At 73.0% G+C, this 21,850-nt stretch carries 24 protein-coding genes; 11 read left to right on the top strand and 13 right to left on the bottom strand.

Annotated features, from left to right (window positions below; all coding sequences use genetic code 11):
- The first annotated feature begins 48 nt into the window (after positions 1–48).
- From Q1B24_RS00245 to Q1B24_RS00255, 3 genes are read left to right on the top strand one after another with little or no spacing between them, the layout of a single operon-like run.
- Positions 49–783 (top strand): DUF2877 domain-containing protein, encoded by a 735-nt coding sequence (locus Q1B24_RS00245; protein ID WP_299923183.1) that lies wholly within the window; start codon positions 49–51, stop codon positions 781–783.
- A complete protein-coding gene (locus Q1B24_RS00250) occupies positions 780–2,264 on the top strand; it encodes an FdrA family protein (RefSeq protein ID WP_299921943.1) in 1,485 nt (494 codons plus the stop codon). Before Q1B24_RS00245 ends, Q1B24_RS00250 begins: the two co-directional genes overlap by 4 nt.
- Positions 2,261–3,655, top strand: coding sequence for a DUF1116 domain-containing protein (locus Q1B24_RS00255; RefSeq protein WP_299921945.1), 1,395 nt, complete (start codon positions 2,261–2,263; stop codon positions 3,653–3,655). The genes Q1B24_RS00250 and Q1B24_RS00255 overlap by 4 nt, the downstream gene beginning before the upstream one ends.
- Before the next feature lie 3 nt (positions 3,656–3,658).
- On the opposite strand, the gene Q1B24_RS00260 is transcribed toward Q1B24_RS00255, so the two are convergent.
- The 8 genes from Q1B24_RS00260 to moeZ form a co-directional block, all read right to left on the bottom strand.
- Positions 3,659–4,336, bottom strand: a complete 678-nt coding sequence (locus Q1B24_RS00260) for a lysophospholipid acyltransferase family protein (RefSeq protein WP_299921947.1) — start codon at positions 4,334–4,336, stop codon at positions 3,659–3,661.
- A gap of 5 nt (positions 4,337–4,341) precedes the next feature.
- Positions 4,342–4,674 (bottom strand): MGMT family protein, encoded by a 333-nt coding sequence (locus Q1B24_RS00265; RefSeq protein ID WP_299921949.1) that lies wholly within the window; start codon positions 4,672–4,674, stop codon positions 4,342–4,344.
- Entirely contained in the window at positions 4,671–5,180 is a 510-nt protein-coding gene (locus Q1B24_RS00270; RefSeq protein ID WP_299921951.1) for a hypothetical protein, read from the bottom strand. Before Q1B24_RS00270 ends, Q1B24_RS00265 begins: the two co-directional genes overlap by 4 nt.
- A complete protein-coding gene (locus Q1B24_RS00275) occupies positions 5,177–6,457 on the bottom strand; it encodes a DUF58 domain-containing protein (RefSeq protein ID WP_299921953.1) in 1,281 nt (426 codons plus the stop codon). The genes Q1B24_RS00270 and Q1B24_RS00275 overlap by 4 nt, the downstream gene beginning before the upstream one ends.
- Entirely contained in the window at positions 6,454–7,437 is a 984-nt protein-coding gene (locus tag Q1B24_RS00280) for a MoxR family ATPase (RefSeq protein ID WP_299921955.1), read from the bottom strand. Before Q1B24_RS00280 ends, Q1B24_RS00275 begins: the two co-directional genes overlap by 4 nt.
- Complete coding sequence (locus tag Q1B24_RS00285) at positions 7,424–7,861, bottom strand: hypothetical protein (protein ID WP_299921957.1); 438 nt, start codon at positions 7,859–7,861, stop codon at positions 7,424–7,426. Before Q1B24_RS00285 ends, Q1B24_RS00280 begins: the two co-directional genes overlap by 14 nt.
- Positions 7,858–8,649, bottom strand: a complete 792-nt coding sequence (locus Q1B24_RS00290; protein WP_299921959.1) for a DUF4129 domain-containing protein — start codon at positions 8,647–8,649, stop codon at positions 7,858–7,860. The genes Q1B24_RS00285 and Q1B24_RS00290 overlap by 4 nt, the downstream gene beginning before the upstream one ends.
- 65 nt (positions 8,650–8,714) lie before the next feature.
- Positions 8,715–9,923: an adenylyltransferase/sulfurtransferase MoeZ gene (moeZ, locus tag Q1B24_RS00295; RefSeq protein WP_299921961.1), complete on the bottom strand. Its 1,209-nt coding sequence runs from the start codon at positions 9,921–9,923 to the stop codon at positions 8,715–8,717.
- 284 nt (positions 9,924–10,207) lie between these two features.
- Here moeZ and Q1B24_RS00300 point away from each other — a divergent pair, with 284 nt between their 5' ends.
- From Q1B24_RS00300 to Q1B24_RS00315, 4 genes are all read left to right on the top strand, one after another.
- A complete protein-coding gene (locus tag Q1B24_RS00300; RefSeq protein ID WP_299921963.1) occupies positions 10,208–12,487 on the top strand; it encodes an immune inhibitor A domain-containing protein in 2,280 nt (759 codons plus the stop codon).
- 219 nt (positions 12,488–12,706) lie between these two features.
- Positions 12,707–13,294 (top strand): TetR/AcrR family transcriptional regulator, encoded by a 588-nt coding sequence (locus tag Q1B24_RS00305; RefSeq protein ID WP_299923185.1) that lies wholly within the window; start codon positions 12,707–12,709, stop codon positions 13,292–13,294.
- Positions 13,295–13,358: 64 nt separating this feature from the next.
- Complete coding sequence (locus Q1B24_RS00310; RefSeq protein WP_299921965.1) at positions 13,359–13,577, top strand: DUF3107 domain-containing protein; 219 nt, start codon at positions 13,359–13,361, stop codon at positions 13,575–13,577.
- A gap of 144 nt (positions 13,578–13,721) precedes the next feature.
- Entirely contained in the window at positions 13,722–14,006 is a 285-nt protein-coding gene (locus Q1B24_RS00315; protein ID WP_299921967.1) for a GlsB/YeaQ/YmgE family stress response membrane protein, read from the top strand.
- A gap of 85 nt (positions 14,007–14,091) precedes the next feature.
- Here the strand turns inward: Q1B24_RS00315 and Q1B24_RS00320 are convergent, their stop codons facing one another.
- Entirely contained in the window at positions 14,092–14,766 is a 675-nt protein-coding gene (locus tag Q1B24_RS00320; RefSeq protein ID WP_299921969.1) for a ferritin-like fold-containing protein, read from the bottom strand.
- Between the two features lie 156 nt (positions 14,767–14,922).
- Between Q1B24_RS00320 and Q1B24_RS00325 the strand changes: the two genes are divergently transcribed.
- Positions 14,923–16,344: a DEAD/DEAH box helicase gene (locus Q1B24_RS00325; RefSeq protein ID WP_299921971.1), complete on the top strand. Its 1,422-nt coding sequence runs from the start codon at positions 14,923–14,925 to the stop codon at positions 16,342–16,344.
- A gap of 27 nt (positions 16,345–16,371) precedes the next feature.
- Here Q1B24_RS00325 and Q1B24_RS00330 read toward each other — a convergent pair whose 3' ends face one another.
- Complete coding sequence (locus tag Q1B24_RS00330; protein ID WP_299921973.1) at positions 16,372–17,226, bottom strand: ParA family protein; 855 nt, start codon at positions 17,224–17,226, stop codon at positions 16,372–16,374.
- 60 nt (positions 17,227–17,286) lie between these two features.
- Here Q1B24_RS00330 and Q1B24_RS00335 point away from each other — a divergent pair, with 60 nt between their 5' ends.
- Together Q1B24_RS00335 and Q1B24_RS00340 are read left to right on the top strand one after the other, a co-directional pair.
- Entirely contained in the window at positions 17,287–18,039 is a 753-nt protein-coding gene (locus Q1B24_RS00335) for an SDR family oxidoreductase (RefSeq protein ID WP_299921975.1), read from the top strand.
- A complete protein-coding gene (locus tag Q1B24_RS00340) occupies positions 18,036–18,521 on the top strand; it encodes a GNAT family N-acetyltransferase (RefSeq protein WP_366916398.1) in 486 nt (161 codons plus the stop codon). The genes Q1B24_RS00335 and Q1B24_RS00340 overlap by 4 nt, the downstream gene beginning before the upstream one ends.
- Positions 18,522–18,654: 133 nt before the next feature.
- On the opposite strand, the gene Q1B24_RS00345 is transcribed toward Q1B24_RS00340, so the two are convergent.
- From Q1B24_RS00345 to Q1B24_RS00355, 3 genes are read right to left on the bottom strand one after another with little or no spacing between them, the layout of a single operon-like run.
- On the bottom strand, positions 18,655–19,206 hold the full coding sequence (locus Q1B24_RS00345; RefSeq protein WP_299921977.1) for an adenylate kinase: 552 nt from the start codon (positions 19,204–19,206) through the stop codon (positions 18,655–18,657).
- 4 nt (positions 19,207–19,210) lie between these two features.
- Positions 19,211–20,056, bottom strand: a complete 846-nt coding sequence (locus tag Q1B24_RS00350) for a PHP domain-containing protein (RefSeq protein ID WP_299921980.1) — start codon at positions 20,054–20,056, stop codon at positions 19,211–19,213.
- A gap of 1 nt (position 20,057) precedes the next feature.
- Complete coding sequence (locus Q1B24_RS00355) at positions 20,058–20,624, bottom strand: histidine phosphatase family protein (RefSeq protein WP_299921982.1); 567 nt, start codon at positions 20,622–20,624, stop codon at positions 20,058–20,060.
- 49 nt (positions 20,625–20,673) lie between these two features.
- Between Q1B24_RS00355 and Q1B24_RS00360 the strand changes: the two genes are divergently transcribed.
- Positions 20,674–21,846, top strand: coding sequence for an MFS transporter (locus tag Q1B24_RS00360; protein WP_299921984.1), 1,173 nt, complete (start codon positions 20,674–20,676; stop codon positions 21,844–21,846).
- The last annotated feature ends 4 nt before the right edge of the window (positions 21,847–21,850 follow it).

The following is a 21,850-nucleotide window of genomic DNA, read 5'->3' on the forward strand; positions in this document are numbered from 1 at the left end:
GTTCTCACATTCGCGAGTGTCCCACGAGCCGTTAGCGTCTGGGGAGTGATGTCCGGACCGATACCCGTTGCGGCGCCGCAACGGGTGCACGACCGGCTCCGCGAGGCGTCCGACGGCCCCCGTGAGGTCGTCCACGCGAGCAGCACCGCCGTGTACGTCGACCTCGACGGCTGGTGCCTCGGGCTGGTGTCGGCGGCGGCGACCCGCGTGCCCTGCGCGCTCTGGTCGACGCTGCCCGACCTCGGGGTCCTCGATCCGGTGGTGCGGATGCACCGCGGGGACCTGGTCGTCGGCGACCGCCCGGTGCGGGTCACCCGCCTCGTCGACCCGCGCGTGTCCCGCGTGGGTCGTCACGACCAGGACGCGTCGAGGCGACCGCACCCCGTGACGGCCGGGCTCGACCTCCCGGCCGACGGCCGGTTCGCACCGGCCCACCTCGACCGGCTCCTGGGGCGCGGCCCCGGGCTCACCCCGCTCGGCGACGACGTGCTGGCCGGATGGCTCACGACCCGCGCCGCGCTCGGCCGGCCGGACGACGTGCTGTCCGCGGCCGTCCGCCGACGCCTGGGCGTCACCACCCTGCTGTCGGCCACGCTGCTCGACTGCGCGATCCGTGGCGAGGCACTGCCCCAGCTCGCCGCCTGGCTCGCCACCCCCACTGACGCCACCGCCGACGCGCTCCTCGCCGTCGGCGCCACCTCGGGCGCCGGCCTCCTCGCCGGCGCCGGGCTCGCCCTGACATCGATCGAGCACCACACCACACCCCGGAGGGTTGTCGCATGAAGGACCACGTCGAGCTCAGGAGCGGCGCGTACGCCGACTCGGTCACGCTGCTGCAGGTGAGCCGGGCCGTCCAGGCGGCCCCCGGCGTCGTCGCCGCGCAGGTCGCGATGGCGACGGGCCTCAACCTCGAGGTGCTCGAGGGCATGGGCTTCGCCGTGCCCGCCTCCTCCCCCAACGACATGGTCGTCGCGCTCCGCCTCGACGACGACGCCGACGTCTCCTCCGCACTGGCCGCCGTCGACGCGGCACTGGCGCCCACCCGGCCGACGGCCGGGGACACGACGGTGGCCCCGCCGCGCACCACGGCGAGCGCGCTGCGTCGTACGGGTGCCGACGCCCTCGCCCTCGTCTCGGTGCCCGGTGCCAGCGCGACCGTCGAGGCGATGGACGCGCTGGAGGCCGGACGCGACGTCATGGTCTTCAGCGACAACGTGCCGGTGGCCGAGGAGGTCGCCCTGAAGCAGTACGCCGCCTCGAGCGGCGCGCTCGTCATGGGACCCGACTGCGGCACCGCGGTCGTCGACGGCGTCGGGCTGGGGTTCGCCAACGCGGTGCGTCCCGGCCGGGTCGGCATCGTCGCCGCCTCCGGCACCGGCTGCCAGCAGCTCCTCGCGCTGCTCCACCACGCCGGCGCGACCTCTGAGGGCGTCGGCGTGCGCCACGCGCTCGGCGTGGGCGGTCGCGACCTGTCGGCGGCCGTCGGCGGCCTCGCGACCCGTGAGGCCCTGCGCCGGCTCGACGCCGACCCCGACGTCGACCTGGTCGTCGTGGTGTCCAAGCCGCCGGCGCCCGAGGTGGCCGAGGCGCTCGTCCGCGACAGCGAGGCGCTCGGCACCCCCGTCGAGCTGGGCCTGCTGGGCCGCGGCCAGCGCGACCTCACCGCGGTCGCGGAGGCCGTGCTGGAGCGGCTGGGCCACACGCCGCCGGAGTGGCCGGTCGACGGCGCGGACAACACGGGTCCCGCCACCGGGCCGCTGCTGCGCGGGCTGTTCGTCGGCGGCACGCTCTGCGACGAGTCGATGCTCCTGGCGACCGACGCCCTGGGTCCGATCCGCAGCAACATCCCGCTGTCCGACGACCTCGCCCTGGGTGACGACCTCCACGCCGACACCCACACGATGGTCGACTTCGGCGACGACGCCCTGACCCAGGGGCGGGCGCACCCGATGATCGACCCGACGCTGCGCAACGAGCAGCTCGCCCGCGCCGCCGCGGACCCCGCCACCGGCGTGATCCTGCTCGACCTCGTCCTCGGCCACGGGGCCGAGCCGGACCCGGCCGCCCTCCTGGCGCCCGTCATCGAGGCGGCGAGGAAGGACCGGCAGGTCCCGGTGATCGTCAGCCTCGTCGGCACCGACCTGGACCCGCAGGGCCGCGACGCCCAGCGGGACGCCCTCGTCGCCGCCGGCGCCGAGGTCCACCTCTCCAACGCGTCGGCCACCCGCCGCGCGGTCCAGCTGATCGAAGGAGCCCGCCAGTGAGCGCCACCACCCCCACGGTCGTCACCTGCGGCGCCGACATGTTCGCCGACGCCGTGGCCGGGCAGGCCGTCGACGTCGAGCGCGTCGACTGGCGACCGCCGATGCCCGGCACGGAGTCCGACCTCGCGACGGTCGCCATCGACGCGCGCCGGGCCGACGCCAACCGCCGGGCGGTCGAGGCGATGCTCGGCGTCACGGCCCACCTCGTCGACGTCGCACCCGCCTCCGAGGTGCTCGGCCTCGAGAAGGGCCAGTTCCTGCATGCCGGTCCGCCGATCGAGTGGGCGCGGACCTCGGGCCCGCTGCGGGGCGCGCTCATGGGCGGCGCCGCGCTCGAGGGGCTGGTCGACGACCCCGAGGACGCCGCCGCCCTCTTCGAGTCGGGCAGCTCGGTCAGCCTCGAGCCGTGCCACCACCGCAGCGCGGTCGGCCCGATGGCCGGTGTCGTCACGCCGTCGATGTGGATGTGGGTGCTCGAGGACCGCGCGACCGGTCGCCGGACGTACTGCTCCCTCAACGAGGGGCTCGGCAAGGTGCTGCGCTACGGCGCCTACTCCCCCGAGGTCCTCACCCGCCTGCGCTGGATGGGCGACGTCCTCGGCCCGCTGCTGCAGGCCGCCGTGCGCGGCACGGAGGAGGCCATTGACGTCACCGGCATCCTCACCCAGATGCTGCAGATGGGCGACGAGGCGCACAACCGCAACCGCGCCGGCACGCTGATGCTGCTGCGCGACCTCTCCCCCGCGATGGTCACGGCCGGGTTCGGGAGCAAGGACGTCTCCGACGTGCTGCGCTTCGTCGGCGGCAACGACCACTTCTTCCTCAACCTGGCGATGCCTGCGTGCAAGCTGGCCCTCGACGCCGGCCGCGACGTCCCGGGCTCGACGATGGTCGTCGCGATGGCCCGCAACGGCACCGACTTCGGCATCCAGGTCTCCGGCACCGGCGACGAGTGGTTCACCGGTCCGGCGCAGGTCGCCGAGGGCCTCTTCCTCGGCGACTACGGCCCGGACGACGCCAACCCCGACATCGGCGACTCCGCGATCACCGAGACCGCCGGCATCGGTGGCTTCGCGATGGCGACCGCCCCGGCGATCGTCCGCCTGGTCGGCGGCTCGGTCCCCGACGCGCTCGCGACCACCCGCCGGATGCACGAGATCACGCTCGCGGAAAACCCCCGCTGGTCGGTGCCCGTGCTGGAGTTCCAGGGAACGCCCACCGGCATCGACGTCACGAAGGTGTGCCGGACGGGGATCCTGCCGCAGATCAACACCGGCATGGCCGGCGCGGTCGCCGGCGTCGGGCAGGTCGGCGCCGGGCTCGTCACGCCGCCCGCGGAGATCTTCCCGAAGGCGCTCGCGGCCCTCGCCGCCCGGGCAGCGACAGACTGACGGTCAGGCCGGGGAGGCCGGCCGCTCGTTGTAGACGCCGGCCGGCTCCTGGCCGGTGAGCCCGGCGATCGCGCCCATGATCCGGTCGGTCAGCTCGCGGCGCGCACGACCGCTGGGTACGCCGTCGTACTCCCCCGCGACCGTGATGGGCTCGCCGATGCGCACGGTGACGTCGACCTTGCCGAGCCGCGGCCGGCTGGCGCCGACGGGCTGGATGTCCTCGGTGCCCAGCAGGCCGACCGGCACGACCGGGCAGCCCGCGGTCAGGGCGAGGTGGGCGACGCCGGTGCGGCCGCGGTAGATGCGGCCGTCGCGCGAGCGGGTGCCCTCCGGGTAGATGCCGAACGCCTCGCCGCGCCGCAGCACCTCGAGCGCGGTGTCGAGGCTGGCGATCGCGGCCTTGGTGTCGTCGCGGTCGACGGGCAGCATGCCCAGGCCCTCGAACCACGCCCGCGTCAGCGTGCCCCTCACCCCGGTGCCGGTGAAGTAGTCGGACTTGGCGAGGAAGACGACCTTGCGCGGCACGACGACCGGGATGACGACGCTGTCGAAGAAGGACAGGTGGTTGCTGGCCACGATGACGGGTCCGGTGGACGGCAGGTGGTGCAGCCCCTCGACCACCGGGCGCCACACGGCACGGGCGAGCGGGGGGATGACGCCGTGCGCGACCGTGTAGAGCATGGCGGTCATTCTGCCCCGAGGCGCGGCGACCAGAACGCCCGTGTCAGATCCACGGCCCCGCCGGGCCGCAGCGGGGTGCCCTCCTCGAGGTAGGCCTGCCGGGCCTCCTCGCCGTGCGAGGGCGGCAGGGAGCCGTCGGCGCGGACCACGCGCCACCACGGCACGCCGCCGCCCTGGGCGGCGAGCACCGACCCGACCAGGCGCGGACCGCCCCGCCCAAGCCGCTCACCGACGACGTCCGCGATGGCCCCGTACGTCGTCGCCCGACCGCGCGGGACCGACTCGGCGCACTGCAGCACGAGCTCGGCGTAGAGCTCGCGCTCCTCCGCGGTCGTCATGACGGCTCCGGTCGGACCAGGCGGGCGGTGACGAGGAGCAGGGCGACGGTGGTCGCGGCAGCCGTGAGCCACAGCCACGACGGCGCCAGCCCCGGGTCCAGGCCGCGGACGGCGAGCCAGGCGACCGGCAGCGGGACGAGCGCCAGCACGCCGCGGGCGAGCCACAGCCGCGCCAGACGCGGGTCGACGGTGAGCGTCGACGGACCGTACGACGCCACGGTCGCGGCGAGGTGCGCGACGACGAGCAGCACGCCGACCACCAGCAGCCGCCAGTCGACGACGTCGCGCACCGCCCACCAGCCGCCGACGAGCACGAGCGGGGCGACGCCCACGGGGTGGTCGGGGAGCCACGCCCACGCCGCTGCGGACACCACGACCCCGACGACCACCCACCCGTGCGGGACCTGCGGCAGCGCGAGCGCCAGCGCGGCGCAGGGCAGCACGAGCAGCAGCGCGCGCAGCGCGACGACGGGCACGGTGACCCCGGGACGCAGCAGGCGCATCACGTGCGCACCTTCGGCACCCGCTCGCGGCGCGCCAGCTGGTGGAGCACCGTGTCGAGCGTGCCGGGTCCTCGCCACGGCACGACGGGCGTCCCGAGCGCGGCCAGGTGGGCCAACCGGTCGTCGCGCTCGATCCGCCGCATCCGCGCGGCCAGGGTGGGCAGGGCGAGCCGGTCGGCACCCTCGGGGGCGTCCAGCGCGTCGCCGAGCGTGTCGATGACCACCACCGACGCTCCCCGGCGCTGCAGGCTGGCCGTCGCGGTGACGAGCGGCGTGAACAGCATGGGCGACAGGACGTGGACCACGCTGCCGGCGCCGGCCCCGAGGTCGAGCCGCTCCGGGGCGGTGCTGCGCGCCCCCGCCCGCACCCGGGCGAGCGTGCCGTGCAGCCGCTGGAGGTGGCGCGGACCGGACCCGAGCGGCACCCGCGCGGCGTCGCCGGCCACGACGAGCAGGCCGACCCGGTCGCCGGTGCGCACGTGGTGCTCGGCCAGCGCGGCTGCGGCGCGGACGGTCTGGTCGAGGGTGCTCGCGGCGCCGTCGATGCCGCCGGAGACCCCGATGTCGCGCAGGCCGTCGACGACGAGCCACACGCCCGCGTCCTGCTCCGCGCGGGTGGTGATGACGTGGAGCTCGCCGGTGCGCAGCGACACCGGCCAGGTGATGCGCTTGAGGCGGTCGCCGGCGGCGAAGCGGCGGATGCCCTCGAGCTCGGTGCCGCTGCCCACCCGCCGGGACCGGTGCCGCCCGACCAGACCGTCGGGCTGGGGCACCTCTGCGCGGGTGTCGTACGGCGCCCGCTGCGGCAGCACGACGAGGCCGTTCTCGGGGAGGTCGACCGGACCCCAGCGCCATCCGGCCCACGCGCTGGTCAGGGCGACCCGTTCGGCGCCGACCGCGCGCCGGCCCCACCGGCGCGGGCTGAACTCGAGGCCGGGCAGGCCGTCGGCGACGAGCGAGCCCGCCGCCCCGTAGGTGGGGGAGGTGGCGACGTGGGCGGTCCGCGCGCCGACCCGCGTGACGTGCTCGACCCCGGTGAGGTCGTCGACGTCGAGGCGCGAGGTCGTGCCCTGCCCCTCGTGGAGGCGGCGGTGGTCGATGCGGGCCACGATCCGCGGGGCCTGCCGCGGTCGCGACGCGAGCCCGACCGCGGCCAGGACGACGAAGGGGGCGGCCAGCACCACCAGCACCTCCTGGCCCAGCACGATCCCGCCGGCGATGCCGCCGAGGGCGAGCAGGCAGGCCCGGACGAGCGCGGGGGTCGGCCGCCAGGAGGTCACCGGTGCGGCTCCAGGGTGCGCGGCGCCGCCACGGACGACAGGACCGCGTCGACGACGCGCGCGCCGGACGCCTGCGTCATCCAGAGGTCGGGCTTGACCGTGATGCGGTGCGCCAGCACGGCGCGCGCGACCACCTTGACGTCCTCCGGCACGACGAAGTCGCGCCCCCGGATCGCCGCCCACGCGCGGGCGGTGAGCACCAGGCCGAGGCTGCCGCGCGGCGAGGCGCCGGTCAGCACGTCGGCGTGGTCGCGGGTCGCCGTCACGAGCGCGACGCAGTAGCGGGCGACCGACTCGTCCACGACGACCTGCTCGACTGCGGCCTGCACGGCGGCCAGGCCGCTCGCGTCGGAGACCTGCGCGACGTCGACCTCCTCACGCTGCCGGTCGAGGCGGCGACGGAGCACGTCGTACTCCTCCGACGCGCTGGGGTAGCCGAAGCCGACGCGGAGCAGGAAGCGGTCGAGCTGGGCCTCGGGCAGCGGGTAGGTGCCCTCGTACTCCACCGGGTTGGCGGTGGCCAGGACGTGGAACGGGCTGGGCAGCGCGTGGGTCTGGCCCTCGACGGTCACCTGCCCCTCCTGCATCGCCTCGAGCAGCGCGGCCTGCGTCTTCGGCGGGGTGCGGTTGATCTCGTCGGCCAGCAGGAGGCCGGCGAAGACCGGCCCGGCGCGGAAGTCGAACTCGGCGCGCCGCTGGTCGTAGACGTAGGACCCGGTGAGGTCGGCCGGCAGCAGGTCGGGGGTGAACTGCGCGCGGGAGAACTCCAGCCCGAGCGCCCGGGCGAAGGACCGGGCCGCGAGGGTCTTGCCGAGGCCGGGGAAGTCCTCCAGCAGCACGTGGCCCTTGGCCAGGATGCCGGCGAGGACGAGGGCCAGCACCTCGCGCTTGCCCACCACCGCGCGGCCCACCTCGTCGAGGACCCGTTCGGCGAAGTCCGCCACCTGGGTCGGGTCGGTGCGGGGATCAGTGTGCGTCACGGACGTCCTCGATTCGGGTCAGGATGCGGTCGATGTCGGCCGGGGAGAGCCGGGAGGCGTCGGCGAGCTCGTGTTCGAGCGCGTAGGCGAGGTCGGGGTCGCGTTCGCGCGCGAGGGCGACCAGTCGGCGCGCCAGGGCATCGGAGGGCTGGTCGGCCTGCTGGTGGCTGGAGAGCACGCGCAGGTCGGAGGTGGCCTCGTCGACGCGGTCCGGCGGCGCCGGCAGACCCTGCTGCCACTGCGCGGCGGGTACGTCGACGGTGTCGAGGACGAGGAACGCCAGCGTCAGCACGACGACCGACCACACGACGTACGGCAGAGGGCGCGGGTCCATGTCGAGCAGGACCGTGACGACGTAGCCGACGGCCGCCAGGGCGACGCCGCCGGCCAGTCGGCCGCGCCACCGCGCGGGGAGGTCGATCATGTCCGGACCCCCAGGCTCTGCCTGATGCCGGCCAGGGCGGCGAGCGCCTCGGAGCGGTGGTCCTCGGTGACCGCATGGTCGGAGAACCGGGCCTCGCGGTAGAGCTCGGCGAGCCGGTTCACCGGGCCGGCGTCTGCGTCGGCGAGGTCGAGGATGCGCAGCGCGTACTCCGACGACGTCTCCGACATGCGGCGCTCCACCCCCGCCCGCTCGCCCTGGACCTCGAAGCGGTGCCAGGCGGCGACGATGGCGTTGCGGGGGTCGCCCTCGCGCAGCAGCGTGTCCTGCTCGACGGCGTCCGCGGCCACCTGCTCCGCGACCCGGACCGGCTCGTCGAGCACGGCGAAGCCGATGTCCTCGCGCTCCTCGGTGCGGATGCGACGCGCCCGGACCTCCCGCAGGACGGCCGCGAGGAGCCACAGCAGGATCGCGGCGATCCCGGCGGCCATCGTCGCGAGCAGGACCCACATGAGGACCTTGGTCCACAGCGGCGGTGGCCGCTCGACGATCTCCTCCCCGCCCTCGGCGAACTCCAGGGGCGGGTCGCAGTAGGGCCGCTCGGCGACGTCGTCCGGGATCTCGACGGTGGTCGTGCCGTCGGCGTTCGTGGTCACCGGCAGCGGGATGCACGTCGGGGTGGTGGCGGTGGCCGGGCGCGGCCCCGGGCCGGTGAAGACCTCGTCGGGACCGAGCAGCGTCGCCCACGCGACCAGGACCATCAGCAGGCAGCTGCCGGCCACGGCGACGACGGCGCGCAGGCCGGGCGGCCAGTTCCCGAACGCACGCATGGCGCGACCCTAGGCGACGGGGTCACGCCATGCGAGGACGCGTGCGGGGTGGGACCGGGTGGGACTCAGTACGCCGGCTGGCTGGGGTCGACCTGGCTGACCCACGCGACCACGCCGCCGCCGACGTGCACGGCGTCGGCGTAGCCGGCGCCCTTGACGATGGCGAGCACCTCGGCCGAGCGGACGCCCGACTTGCAGTGCAGGACGATCGGCTTGTCGCTGGGCAGGTCGCCGAGGGCGTTGCCGTTGAGGAACTCGCCCTTGGGGACGAGGCGCGCGCCCGGGATGCGGTTGATCTCAAACTCGTTGGGCTCGCGGACGTCGATGAGGTCGAAGTCGCGGGTGCCCTCCTCGCGCTCCTTGAGCATCGCCTCGAGCTGGGTGACCGAGATGGTCGAGCCGGCGGCGGCCTCGGCGGCCTCGTCGGAGACGGCGCCGCAGAAGGCGTCGTAGTCGATGAGGCCGGTCACGGTCGGGTTCTCGCCGCACAGAGCGCAGCTGGGGTCCTTGCGGACCTTGAGCTTGCGCCACTCCAGCTCGAGGGCGTCGTAGATGACGAGCTTGCCGATGGCCGGGTCACCGATGCCGGTGATCAGCTTGATCGCCTCGTTGACCTGGATGGAGCCGATGCTCGCGCACAGCACGCCCAGCACGCCGCCCTCGGCGCAGCTCGGGACCATGCCCGGCGGCGGGGGCTCGGGGTAGAGGCAGCGGTAGCACGGCGCGTCGTCGGTCAGGGTCGGGGCGAAGACGGACGCCTGGCCGTCGAAGCGGTAGATCGAGCCCCAGACGTAGGGGATCTTCAGGAAGTAGGCGGCGTCGTTGACCATGTAGCGGGTCGCGAAGTTGTCGGTGCCGTCGACGATCAGGTCGTAGCCCTCGAAGACCTGGAGCACGTTGTCGTTGTCAAGGCGCTCGTCGTGCACGACGACCTCGACGTAGGGGTTCACCTCGGCGATCGACTCCCGGGCGGACTCGGCCTTGGAGCGGCCGATGTCGGACATCCCGTGGATGATCTGGCGCTGCAGGTTGGACTCGTCGACCTCGTCGAACTCCGCGATCCCGAGCGTGCCGACGCCCGCCGCGGCGAGATACAGCAGGGCGGGCGAGCCGAGGCCGCCGGCGCCGATGACGAGCACCTTGGCGTTCTTCAGCCGCTTCTGTCCCGCCATGCCCACGTCGGGGATGATCAGGTGACGGCTGTAGCGGCGCACCTCGTCGGTGGTGAGCTCGGCGGCCGGCTCGACAAGCGCAGGCACTGCTTGCTGGGACACGTCTTCTCCTTGACTCGGGTGTCGGTGCAACAGCACCGCCGTCGTCCATGTTCCCCGCGGGCCCCTGACGCGCCTGTCCGGTCCCGCGATGCGGACGCGGGCGCGCTGGCTGCCGACACCGCAGCATCTTCGGCCCCCGGGGTGGATTCAGAAGATTTTCCTTGCCACCGGGCGCCCCCTGCTGTGGAGTGACCCGTTGGTGACTCGTTCTGACCACCTCCGGGTGGCCCGTGCGGGTCATGTGCACCACCATCCCCCACCTCTCGGACCACGGAGAACTCCCTGTGAAGAAGACAACCCTGCCCGGCCTGATGGCCGGAACCGCGTGCCTGGCCCTGGGCCTCGCCGCCCTCCCCGCGGCTGCGGTTCCCTCCGACGGCGCCCCGGCGTCGTCGGAGCAGGTCCGCGCCAAGCCCGACAACCGGACGTCCCCGCAGATCAGGAAGCAGGCGCGCCTCAAGGCGAAGGCCCGCGCGATGGTCGAGAACGGCTCCGCGAAGGCACGCACCCTGGCCGACGGCAGCCAGGTCGTCGAGGTCGCCGAGGGCGAGTTCGTCGAGCTCGGCGAGACCGGCACCGACAAGATCTGGACGATCCTGTCGGAGTTCGGCACGCAGGGCACGAAGAAGCTCGGTCTCACGCCCGGTCCCGCCCACAACGAGATCCCGAAGCCCGACCGCCTGAAGGACAACTCCACCACGTGGGAGCCCGACTACGGCAAGGCCTACTACGACGAGCTCTTCAACGGCTCGGGCGAGTCGATGAAGAACTTCTACGAGGCGCAGTCCAACGGCGCCTACAGCGTCGACATGATCACCGAGGACTGGGTCACCGTCCCGGGCAACGCGTCGACGTACGGCGACAACGCGGTCGAGGACGACGGCGGCGCGTGGTCCTTCATCAACGACACGGCCGACGCCTGGGCGACCTCGTCCGGCAAGAGCACCGCGGAGCTCAACGACTACCTGTCGCAGTTCGACGTGTGGGACCGCTACGACTTCGACGAGGACGGCAACTTCGACGAGGCCGACGGCTACATCGACCGCTTCCAGGCCGTCCACGCCGGCGAGGGCGAGGAGGCCGGCGCCGACCCCGACGCCATCTGGTCCCACCGCTGGTACGCCTACCCGACGACCGCCGGCTCCGAGGGCCCGTCCGTCGACGGCAAGCCCAACCTCAACGGCGGCGCGCGGATCGGCGACTCGAACTACTTCATCGGTGACTACACGGTCGAGCCCGAGAACGGCGGCCTCGGCGTCTTCGCGCACGAGTACGGCCACGACCTCGGCCTGCCCGACTTCTACGACACCAACGGTGGCGACAACGGCACCTCGTTCTGGACCACCATGTCCTCGGGCTCCTGGCTCGGCCACGGTGGCGCCGACGAGGGCATCGGCACCCAGCCCGGCAGCTTCGGGCCGGAGGAGAAGCTCTTCCTCGGCTGGCTGAAGTACGCCGAGGTGGACAAGGGCGCCGGCACGCAGGGCATCCCGCTCAGCCCGTCGGAGAAGCAGGTCGACGGCGCCTACCAGGCCGTCAAGGTGAACCTCAAGGACGTCACCACCACCCGGGCCCAGGTCGACATCCCCGGTGGTGACTACGCCTGGTGGTCCGGTCGCGGCGACGACCTGCGCAACACGCTGACCCGTGACGTGGCGAAGGCAGGCTCCGTCACCGTCACGGCCGACGCCTGGTACCAGATCGAGAAGGGCTACGACTTCCTCTACGGCCAGTACTCCGTCGACGACGGCGAGACCTGGACGACCGTCGGGCAGCCGCTCACCGGCGACAAGGCGCGTTGGGGCGGCCTCCGCTTCTCCTACAAGCCGGGCGGCAAGGCCTCGAAGTTCCGGTTCCGCTACGCCACGGACGGCGGCGTGAACGAGACGGGCGCCTTCCTGGACAACATCGCCGTCAAGGCCGACAAGACGACGTTCACCGACGATGTCGAGACCGAGGCGACGCCGGCGTGGGTCGCCAAGGGCTGGAGGCGCTCGACCGGCACGGAGACGCTGACCGACAACCGCTACTACCTCATCGAGAACAGGCAGTACGTCGGCTACGACGCCACCCTGGCGCAGGGCCCGTACAACTTCTCCGAGGCCGTCACCCGGCCCAACTGGGTGGAGTTCTTCACGTTCCAGGACGGCATGCTCGTGTGGCTCGTCGACCCGACCGCGGCCGACAACAACACCTCGGTGCACCCGGGCTCCGGGTACGCCCTGCCGGTCGACGCGACGCCGAACTCGTTCACCTACAGCGACCGCACGAGCCCGACCAACCGGCGTGAGCCGTTCGACGCCACCTTCGGCCTCGACGTCATCGACCGGACGTGCCTGCACAAGCAGGTGGCCGCCGACAACGCTGACGGCTACACGACGCTGGAGACCTGCTCGGGCGGCGTCCCCCAGCAGGCGACCTTCGACGACACGCTGGTCTCGACGTACTACGACGAGGCCGACAACCCGCAGAACTCGGTGAAGGTCGCCGGGGAGGGCGTGAAGGCGACCGTCAGGAGCGTGGACGGCACCAGCCGCAACATGCTCGTCGACGTCACCTACTGAGCGACACCACGACACGCGAGGAGGGGCCCCGGGACACCCGGGGTCCCTCCTCGCACGTCCGGCTGCCGATAGGCTCGCCGTGGCCTACCCGGCAGTACCTTCCGGCCGCACGGCCATCGCCCCTCGGCAACACCCCCCGGCAAGCAGGAGCACGACGTGACCGCAGGCAGCACCGACACCACGTCCGACGGCGTCAACCCCCGACCGCGCGGCGGCCGGATGCCGCGGCGCGAGCGTCGCGTGCAGCTGCTCGAGTCCGCGCTCGAGGTCTTCGTGGCGCAGGGCTACCACGCTGCCGCGATGGACGACATCGCCGACCGGGCCGGGGTGTCCAAGCCGGTGCTCTACCAGCACTTCCCGGGCAAGCTCGACCTCTACCTCGCCCTGCTCGACACCTCGTGCGACCTGATCATCGACAACTGCCGCGAAGCGCTCGCCTCCACCAACGACAACCGGGACCGCGTCACGGCGACGATGAAGGTCTTCTACAGCTACGTCGCGTCCGAGGAGGGCGCGTTCCGGCTGGTCTTCGAGTCCGACCTCACCAGCGAGCCCGACGTGCGCGAGCGCGTGGACCGGGTGACCACCGAGTGCGCGTCGATGATCGCCGACGTGATCCGCACCGACACCGGCCTGCCCGACGAGGCCTCGGAGCTGCTCGCGGTGTCGCTGGTGGGAATGGCCCAGGTGTCCGCGCGGTTCTGGCTCGCGGGCGGCGGGCAGATCGCCCAGGACGACGCCGCCGACCTCATCGCCGGCCTGGCCTGGCGCGGCATCCGGGGCTACCCGATGACCGACGACCACTGACCGGTGACCACTGACCCGGCATCATCAAGACGTACCCCCAACCCCTGAGCTGAGGAGCAACATCGTGGAGGTCAAGATCGGCGTGCAGCACGCGCAGCGCGAGCTGGTGCTCGACACCGACAGCACGCCCGAGGACATCGAGGCCCGCCTGACCGAGGCGCTGGGCGGCAACGGCGTGCTCCGGCTCGCCGACACCAAGGGCCGCTCGGTCGTCGTGCCTGCCGACAAGATCGCCTACATCGAGCTCGGTTCCCCGACCGCCAGCACCGTCGGCTTCCGCTGACGCCTCACCACCCGGGGTGATGACACCCCCTCCCTAGGGGCGCGCGGTGATTGATACCGGGTCCTGTGGGGAACATGATGGAGAAGCCGGCACACACTGCCGGCACTACCGTCACGAGCTCGTGGCAAAGAAAGGTGGCCCATCATGGTCGTAGATCTCATCGTCCTCCTCATCATCGGCGCGATCATCGGACTGCTCGGCAAGCTCGTCGCACCGGGCGACAAGGACAACATCCCCATCTGGCTCACGATCCTCTGCGGCATCGGCGGCGTGCTGCTGGGCTACTGGATCTACTCCCTCTTCGGCGGCGACGGCTCGGGCGGCATCGACTGGGTCCGCTGGATCGTCGCGATCCTGACGGCGGCCGTCCTGGTCGTCATCGCCTCGACGGTGACCGGCCGCAACACCGGCAGCCGCTCGCGGCTCTGATAGACCCGCACGACAGCACGAGGCCCCGCATCCGACGGATGCGGGGCCTCGTCACGTCCCGGCGGACGCGAGCGGGCGACCCGCCTCAGGCCTCCAGCCCGAGCTCGGCCATCCGGGCCGCGTGCAGCTCGGTCAGCCGGGTGAACATGCGACCCAGCGCGGCCAGGTCGAGGCCCGGGCGGTCCACTCCCCCGGCCAGCAGCGCCGTGAGGGAGTCGCGGTCGCCGGCGACGCGCTGCGCCTGGGTGAGGGCCTCCCCCATCAGCCGACGGCCCCACAGCGCCAGTCGGCCGCCCAGGCGGTGGTCCTCGGCGATCCCGGTGCGTACGCGCTCGACGATGAACGCCGTCTGCCCGGTGTCCTCGAGCGAGCTGATGATGACCTCGCGGGTCTCGGCGTCGAGGTAGGCCGCGATCTCACGGTAGAAGTCGGCGGCGAGCCCGTCCCCGACGTAGGCCTTGATCAGGCCCTCGTAGTAGTCCGAGGGCGCCGTGTGGGCGTGGAAGCTGTCGAAGCTGGGGCGGAAGGCCTGCATGGCCTCGGCCGGGTCGGCGCCGAGCTGCTCGAGCCGCTCGACCAGCTTCTGCAGGTGCCCGAACTCGGCGGTGGCCATCGCGCCGATCGCGATCTTGTCGTCGATCCCGGGCGCCATCTTGGCGTCCTCGACGAGGCGCTCGAACGCCGACAGCTCGCCGTAGGCGATGGCCCCGAGGAGGTCGACTGCGGCACGGCGGTAGTCCTCGTCGGGCGATTCCGTCATGTTCGCAGCCTAGCGATAGCATCATGGTGACCGAGCCGCCGACGCATCAGCCGGTGGCCGCCTGTATGTGCGCGGTCGGCACTTGCCCGCAGGGGCTCTCGAGTGGGCTGACCGCATACGCGTGGGACAACCCGACTCATCAGAGAGCGACACTTCGTGACCACCTTCCGTGAACTGGGCGTGCTGCCCGAGATCTGCGACGCGCTCGACCGCGCCGGCATCACCACCCCCTTCGCCATCCAGGAGATGACCCTCTCGGTCGCCCTGCTCGGCACCGACCTCATCGGCCAGGCCCGCACGGGCACCGGCAAGACCCTCGCCTTCGGCATCCCGGTGATGCAGCGCTCGATCGCGCCGTCCAACCCGGCCTACGCCGACCTGCCCCAGGGCAAGCCGCAGGCCCTCATCGTGGCCCCGACCCGCGAGCTCGCGCTCCAGGTGTCCAACGACCTGAGCCTGGCCAGCAAGGACATGGGCCTGCGCGTCCTCACCGTCTACGGCGGCGTCGGCTACGAGCCGCAGCTCGAGGCCCTCGACGCCGGCGTCGACATCGTCGTCGGCACGCCGGGCCGCCTCATCGACCTGGCCAACCGCCGAGCGCTGGACCTCTCCCACGTGCACGCCCTCGTCCTCGACGAGGCCGACGAGATGCTCGACCTCGGCTTCCTGCCCGACGTCATCACGCTGATCTCCAAGACGCCGGAGACCCGCCAGACGATGCTGTTCTCGGCCACGATGCCGGCCGCCATCGTGTCGCTCGCCCGCATCCACATGCGCCACCCGATGAACATCCGCGCCGAGTCGTCCTACGACACCACGATGGTGCCGGCCACCGCGCAGTTCATCTACCAGGCCCACGACCTGGACAAGCCCGAGATCATCGGCCGGATCCTCCAGGCCGAGGACGCCGAGAAGATCATCGTGTTCACCCGCACCAAGCGCCAGGCGCAGAGGGTGGCCGACGACCTGGCCGAGCGCGGCTTCAGCGCCTCGCCGCTGCACGGCGACATGGCCCAGGTCGCGCGCGAGAAGGCGCTGGCGAAGTTCCGCGAGGACAAGATCCGCGTCCTCGTCGCCACCGACGTCGCCGCCCGCGGCATCGACGTGCGCGGCGTCTCCCACGTCATCAACTACACCTGCCCCGAGGACGACAAGACCTACGTCCACCGCATCGGCCGCACCGGCCGCGCGGGCGCCTCGGGCATCGCGATCACCTTCGTCGACTGGGCGGACCTGCACCGCTGGAAGATGATCAACAAGACGCTCGACCTGCCCTTCCCCGACCCGCAGGAGACCTACTCCACCTCCGAGCACCTCTTCCACGACCAGGGCATCCCGGCCGGCACCAAGGGCCGGATCGTCGACCCCGCCCCAGTCGAGAAGAAGGAGCGCGCGCCGCGCGAGCGTCGTTCGGGCTCGGACCGCTCCGGCTCCGGCCGGTCGGACCGCTCCGACTCCGCGTCGGGCTCCACATCGGGCGAGAAGTCGGGCTCCACGTCGGGCGACGCCCCGCGCCGCCGCAACCGCAACCGTCGACGCACCCGCGGCGGTCAGTCGGTCGAGACCCCCCAGACCTGACCTCCGCCTGACCAGCCGGCCTCCGGGTCACCCCTTCGCGCGAGCGGGCTTCTTCGCCACCTTCTTCTTGGGGCGGGAGGCCCGCTCGACCAGGTTCTGGGCGACCTCGCGGTAGGCGATGGCGCCCTTGCTGCTGCGGCTGGTGGCGAGGATCGACCGGCCGGCGGCCGGGGCCTCGGCGAACTTGATGGTCTTGGGGATCGGAGGCTCGACGACCTCGAGGTCGTAGGTCTCGCTGATCGTCTCCAGCACCGTGCGGGCGTGGTTGGTGCGGCCGTCGTAGAGGGTGGGCAGCACGCCCCACACCTCGAGGCCGCGGTTGGTGAAGCGGCGTACGTCGTGGACCGTGTCGAGCAGCTGCCCGACGCCCCGGTGCGACAGGGTCTCGCACTGCAGCGGCACGAGCACGCCGTCGGCGGCGGTCAGCGCGGCGACGGTCAGCACGCCGAGCGAGGGCGGGCAGTCGAGCAGCACCCAGTCGTAGGCCCCCACCTCGGAGTCCTCGAGGTCCTCGGCGAGCTGCTCGAGCGCACCCTTGATGACGTGCTCGCGGCCGGTGCGGGTGAGCAGGTCGGCCTCCGCACGGGCGAGCTCGATGGTCGCCGGCAGCACGTCGACGCCCTCGTCGGTCTCCAGGATGACGTCGATCGGGTCGACGCCCTGGGTCAGCACGTGGTGCACCGAGACCTCGAGGTCCTCCGGGTCGATGCCGAGGGAGAAGGTCAGGCAGGCCTGCGGGTCGAGGTCGACCAGCAGCACCCGGTGCCCGAGCTCGGCCAGCGCGGCACCGATCGAGGCGACGGACGTGGTCTTGGCGACCCCGCCCTTCTGGTTGGCGACGGCCAGCGTGACGGGGGCCGCTCCCCGGCTCTTGGTGCTCATTGCGGGCAATTGTGCCGGACCGGGTCGCATCGTCACCGGGTGTCCTGAAATGCTGGCCCGATGAGCACTGCACTGATCACCGGGGCCACCGCCGGCATCGGTCACGAGTACGCCGTCCAGCTCGCCGCCCGCGGCGACGACCTCGTCCTCGTGGCGCGCGACTCCACCCGCCTCGAGCAGGTGGCCGAGGACCTGCGCCGCGCCCACCGGGTCGAGGTCGAGGTGCTGGTCGCCGACCTGACCGACCGCGCACAGCTCGCCACGGTCGAGGCACGCCTCGCCGACCGCGACCGACCGGTCGACCTGCTCGTCAACAACGCCGGCTTCGGGCTCAAGCAGCGCTTCCTCGACAACACCGCGGACGACGAGACGGCCATGCTGGAGGTCCTGGTCACCGCCGTGCTGCGGCTGAGCCATGCCGCCCTCGGTGCGATGGCCGAGCGTGGCCACGGCGGCATCATCAACGTCTCGAGCGTCGCCGCCTTCCTCCCGCGCGGCACCTACTCCGCGTCGAAGGCGTGGGTGAACAGCTTCAGCGAGTGGGCCCACCTGGAGTACGCGTCGCGCGGGGTGAAGGTGATGGCACTGTGCCCGGGCTTCACCAAGACCGAGTTCCACCAGCGGATGCAGGTCAGGCGCGGCGAGGGCTTCATGTGGCTCGACGCCGACTTCCTCGTGCGTGAGTCGCTGAAGGACTTCGACAAGGGCCGCACGTACTCGATCCCCGGTGCGCAGTACAAGACGATCAGGCTGCTCACCACCGCCATCCCCAACCGCGTGCTTCGGCTCACGCAGGGCATGGGTCGCCGGTGACGGTGCGGATCGTCCCGCCCGCGGTCGCCGACGCCGAGGCACTGACCGACCTCCACCTCGACGTCTGGGAGGAGGCGTACGCCGACCTGATGCCGGCGTCCGTGTTCGCCGAGCGCCGAGCGCGCCGTGCCGATCGGGTGGCGAGCTGGAGCGGCATCATCGGCGACGGCTCGAGCGACAACCTGCTCGCGTGGGCGCCCGACCACCGGCTGCTCGGCTTCTCCAGCACCGGCCGCGGCCGCGACCCCGACGACGCCCTGCCGCCGCTCGAGGTGATGGCGCTCTACGTCCGGGCGTCGTCGTACGGCACCGGGCTCGGGCACGCGCTCCTCGACGCGGCGATCGGCGACTCCGCGGCCTACCTCTGGGTCCTCGACGGCAACGCCCGCGCGATCGGCTTCTACGAGCGCCACGGGTTCGCCTTCGACGGCACCACGAAGCGTGAGGACGTCGGGCTCGAGCGGCGGATGGTGCGCGGCTGACGCGGGTGGTCCTCAGCCAGCGCGCTCGGACGGCAACCCCACAGTGGCTGGTCGTGCTGACGTCATGAGGATCGCCGGTTCGAACCCCGCATTCTCATGACCTCCCGGGCGGGAACTCCCCCGGCGGGGCCGGTCAGCGTTGCTCGTCGACCGGGACAGGACCCAGTGTCGCGAGCCACGCCTCGAGGTCGCGAGGGCGCCGGAAGAGCAGCACGTCGGGGCCGTCGGGCGAGGCGGCCCAGGCCCGCATGCGGGTGCGCTTGCGGGCGAAGGAGCGGAAGTGCCACACGAGGATCGAGTCGCGCCGCACGATGGCCCGCCACGTCTCGACGTTGCCGTTGCAGCGGGGTTCCTTCGTGATCGCGCCGGAGACCGTACGCCGCACCAGCCGGCCGAGCGAGAGCCAGCGGGGGTAGTCGAGGCCGACCACCAGCTCGGCGCGCGGGAGCACCAGGTCGAGCCAGGCGCCGTACGCCGAGTCGAGGAGCCACCGCTCCCCCGCGACGACCTCGCCGATCTGCTCCCGCTGGACCGACGTGTCGACCGCCACCCACCCGGGCAGCCAGGTCAGCTCGTCGACCAGGGTCACCGGGTGGCCGCTGCGGGCGCCGATGGCGAGGGCGGCGGTCGACTTGCCGCTCCCCGTGACGCCGTAGACGAGGACGCGGTCGGGCAATGCACCCACCGGCTCAGCCACCGGGCCGGTCGCCCGCGAGCGCGAGGAGCCGCTCGTAGTGCTCCGGGTCGGTCGTGTTGACGCCGAGGTCGTGGTCGACCTTGCCGAGGCCGTGGTGGTCGCTGCTGCCGGTCACCACGAGGTCGAGGTCGGTGGCGATGCCGCGCAGCTCGGCGCGGTCGGCGGCGGAGTGGTCCTGGTGGTCGACCTCGATCCCGGCGAGACCGAGGTCCTTCAGCTCGGCGAGGTCCTCCGCCGACAGCACCGACCGGCTGCCGCGCCCCCACGGGTGCGCGATCACCGCGACGCCTCCGGCGGCGACCACGAGAGGGATCATCTCCTCCAGCGCGGACGCGTAGCGGTTGACGTAGCCCGGCTGCCCGGGGCTCAGGAGGGTCGCGAACGCCTCGGTCCGGTCACGCACCACGCCGAGCCGCGCGAGCGCGTCGGCGACGTGCGGACGGCCCGCGGCCACCGACCCGCCCGACTCGCGGCGTACGTCGTCCTCAGAGATGTCGATGCCGTGGGCGCGGAGGGCGCCGACGATCGCGGGAGTGCGGGCGGTGCGCCCCTCCAGGATCCGGTCGAGCTCGAGCGCGAGCGCCGGGTGCGTCGGGTCGGGGAGGTAGCCGAGCAGGTGCACGCCGCGGTGCCCGTAGCGGGTGCTGATCTCCAGGCCCGGCACCAGCGTGATGCCGACCTCGTCGGCCACCTCCTGCGCCTCCGTCCAGCCCGACATCGCGTCGTGGTCGGTGAGCGCCACGACGTCGAGGCCGGCCGCCGCGGCCTCGCGGACCAGGTCACCGGGGGTGTCGGTGCCGTCGCTCGCCGAGGAGTGGGTGTGGAGGTCGATCCGCACGTCAGCTGTTCCAGCTCAGCAGGGCCGGGTGCTCGCGCTCGTAGCCGAGCACCGAGACGGTCGCTGTGTCGAGCTTGAAGAACCGACCCTCGGACGCGGTCTGCTCCAGCCATCGGGCGGTGAGGACGCGGAGCGAGTGGCCGTGGGCGAAGACGAGCGAGCGGTCGTGCTCGCGCGTGCGCCGCACCACGCGGTCCAGCCGCGCCGACACCTCGTCGGCGGTCTCCCCACCGGGGGTGGGGTGCGTCCAGACCGTCCAGCCGGGCACGTCCTCGCGGATCTCCGGGGTGGTCACGCCCTCGTAGTCGCCGTAGGCCCACTCCACGAGGTCCTCGTCCACCTCCGCGGTGGGGAAGCCGGCCAGCTCGGCCGTACGACGCGCGCGTCGGCGCGGGCTGGTCAGGACCAGGTCGAACTCCACCTCGGCCAGCCGGGGCGCCAGCGCCCTGGCCGCCTCCTCACCGGACTCGGTGAGCACGAGGTCGGTGACCGAGGTGTGCCGGCCGTCGCGGCTCCACTCGGTCTCGCCGTGCCGGACCACCCAGAGCTCGGGACCTGTGCTGGACATGTCCGCGAGTCTGCCACGGGCGCCGGGCCGGGCTGCCACCATGCTGGGCATGACGACGGTCGACCTCCGCCGCGCCCGGTGGGCGATCGCTGCCGCGTTCGCGGTGCAGGGCCTGGTGTTCATCAGCCTCACCACGCGGCTGCCGCGCTTCCAGGAACGCTGGGACCTCGGCGAGCTCGAGCTCTCGGGCGTGCTGCTGATGATGGTGCTGCTCGCCGGGGTGGGCTCGCTCGTCGCCGAGCGGCTCGCCCCGCGCCTCGACAGCGCCGCGGTCCTGCGCGCGGGCCTGCTGGTGGTGGCGGTCTCGGTCGCGACGGCCGTCCTCGCCCCGACGACCGCGGTCTTCGTGCTCGGCCTGGCGGCGTACGGCGTCGGCCTCGGTCTCGTCGACGCGACGGGCAACATGCAGGCGGTCGCCCTGGAGCACCGGTGGGGTCGCGTCGTGCTCCCCTCGTGCCACGGGGCCTGGACGCTCGGCGGCGTCGTCGGCGCGGTCGCGACCCTGGCCACCGGGGACGTCCCGTGGCCGGCGGTGGCGCTGGTCGCCCTCTTCCCGCTCGCGGCGACCGTGGCGCCGTACCTCCCCCGCGACCACGGCGCGGCGGCCACCAGCACCGAGACCGACGTGCCGTGGCGGGCGATCGTGACGGTCGGCCTCGCGCTCGTCGTCTTCTACACCGTCGACACCGCCGCGGCCACCTGGGGACCGGTCTACCTCGACGACGAGTTCGACACCCCGGAGGGCCTGGTCGCCCTGGCCACGCTCCCCTACCTGGTGGCCAGCGGGATCGTCCGGATCGCCGGCGACCGCCTGACCGAGCGGGTCGGCGCGGTGCGCCTGCTCCGGATCGGGGCGGGCATCGCCCTCGTCGCACTCACGGTCGTGGTCGCGGCGCCGTCGTGGCCGGTCGCCGTCCTGGGCTTCACGCTCCTCGGCTGCGGCGTGGCGGTGGTGGCTCCGCTGAGCTTCTCGGCCGCGGCGGCGCTGGCCGGCCGCGACGCCGACCCGGCGACGCGACGGGCACGGGTGGACGCCGTGGTGGCGCGGTTCAACCAGTTCAACTACGCCGGTGCGCTGCTCGGCGCCGTGATGACGGGAGTCGTCGGCTCCAGCTCGCTGAGGATCGGCTTCGCCGTGCCGCTCGTGCTGGTGGTGTCCCTCTTCTGGCTGGCCAAGGCGTTCGCGCCGGCGGACGAGGTGCCCGCCGGCGCGCGCCGGTGACGGT

This window comes from uncultured Nocardioides sp. (assembly GCF_947488025.1).
Taxonomy (GTDB): Bacteria; Actinomycetota; Actinomycetes; order Propionibacteriales; family Nocardioidaceae; genus Nocardioides.

Bases quoted from the DNA above. Each gene is read 5' to 3' on its own strand.
- Q1B24_RS00245 (WP_299923183.1), top strand. From the start codon at position 49: ATGTCCGGACCGATACCCGTTGCGGCGCCGCAACGGGTGCACGACCGG.
- Q1B24_RS00250 (WP_299921943.1), top strand. From the start codon at position 780: ATGAAGGACCACGTCGAGCTCAGGAGCGGCGCGTACGCCGACTCGGTC.
- Q1B24_RS00260 (WP_299921947.1), bottom strand. From the start codon at position 4,336: ATGCTCTACACGGTCGCGCACGGCGTCATCCCCCCGCTCGCCCGTGCC.
- Q1B24_RS00265 (WP_299921949.1), bottom strand. From the start codon at position 4,674: ATGACGACCGCGGAGGAGCGCGAGCTCTACGCCGAGCTCGTGCTGCAG.
- Q1B24_RS00285 (WP_299921957.1), bottom strand. From the start codon at position 7,861: ATGATCGACCTCCCCGCGCGGTGGCGCGGCCGACTGGCCGGCGGCGTC.
- Q1B24_RS00290 (WP_299921959.1), bottom strand. From the start codon at position 8,649: ATGCGTGCGTTCGGGAACTGGCCGCCCGGCCTGCGCGCCGTCGTCGCC.
- Q1B24_RS00305 (WP_299923185.1), top strand. From the start codon at position 12,707: ATGCCGCGGCGCGAGCGTCGCGTGCAGCTGCTCGAGTCCGCGCTCGAG.
- Q1B24_RS00315 (WP_299921967.1), top strand. From the start codon at position 13,722: ATGGTCGTAGATCTCATCGTCCTCCTCATCATCGGCGCGATCATCGGA.
- Q1B24_RS00320 (WP_299921969.1), bottom strand. From the start codon at position 14,766: ATGACGGAATCGCCCGACGAGGACTACCGCCGTGCCGCAGTCGACCTC.
- Q1B24_RS00330 (WP_299921973.1), bottom strand. From the start codon at position 17,226: ATGAGCACCAAGAGCCGGGGAGCGGCCCCCGTCACGCTGGCCGTCGCC.
- Q1B24_RS00335 (WP_299921975.1), top strand. From the start codon at position 17,287: ATGAGCACTGCACTGATCACCGGGGCCACCGCCGGCATCGGTCACGAG.
- Q1B24_RS00355 (WP_299921982.1), bottom strand. From the start codon at position 20,624: ATGTCCAGCACAGGTCCCGAGCTCTGGGTGGTCCGGCACGGCGAGACC.
- Q1B24_RS00360 (WP_299921984.1), top strand. From the start codon at position 20,674: ATGACGACGGTCGACCTCCGCCGCGCCCGGTGGGCGATCGCTGCCGCG.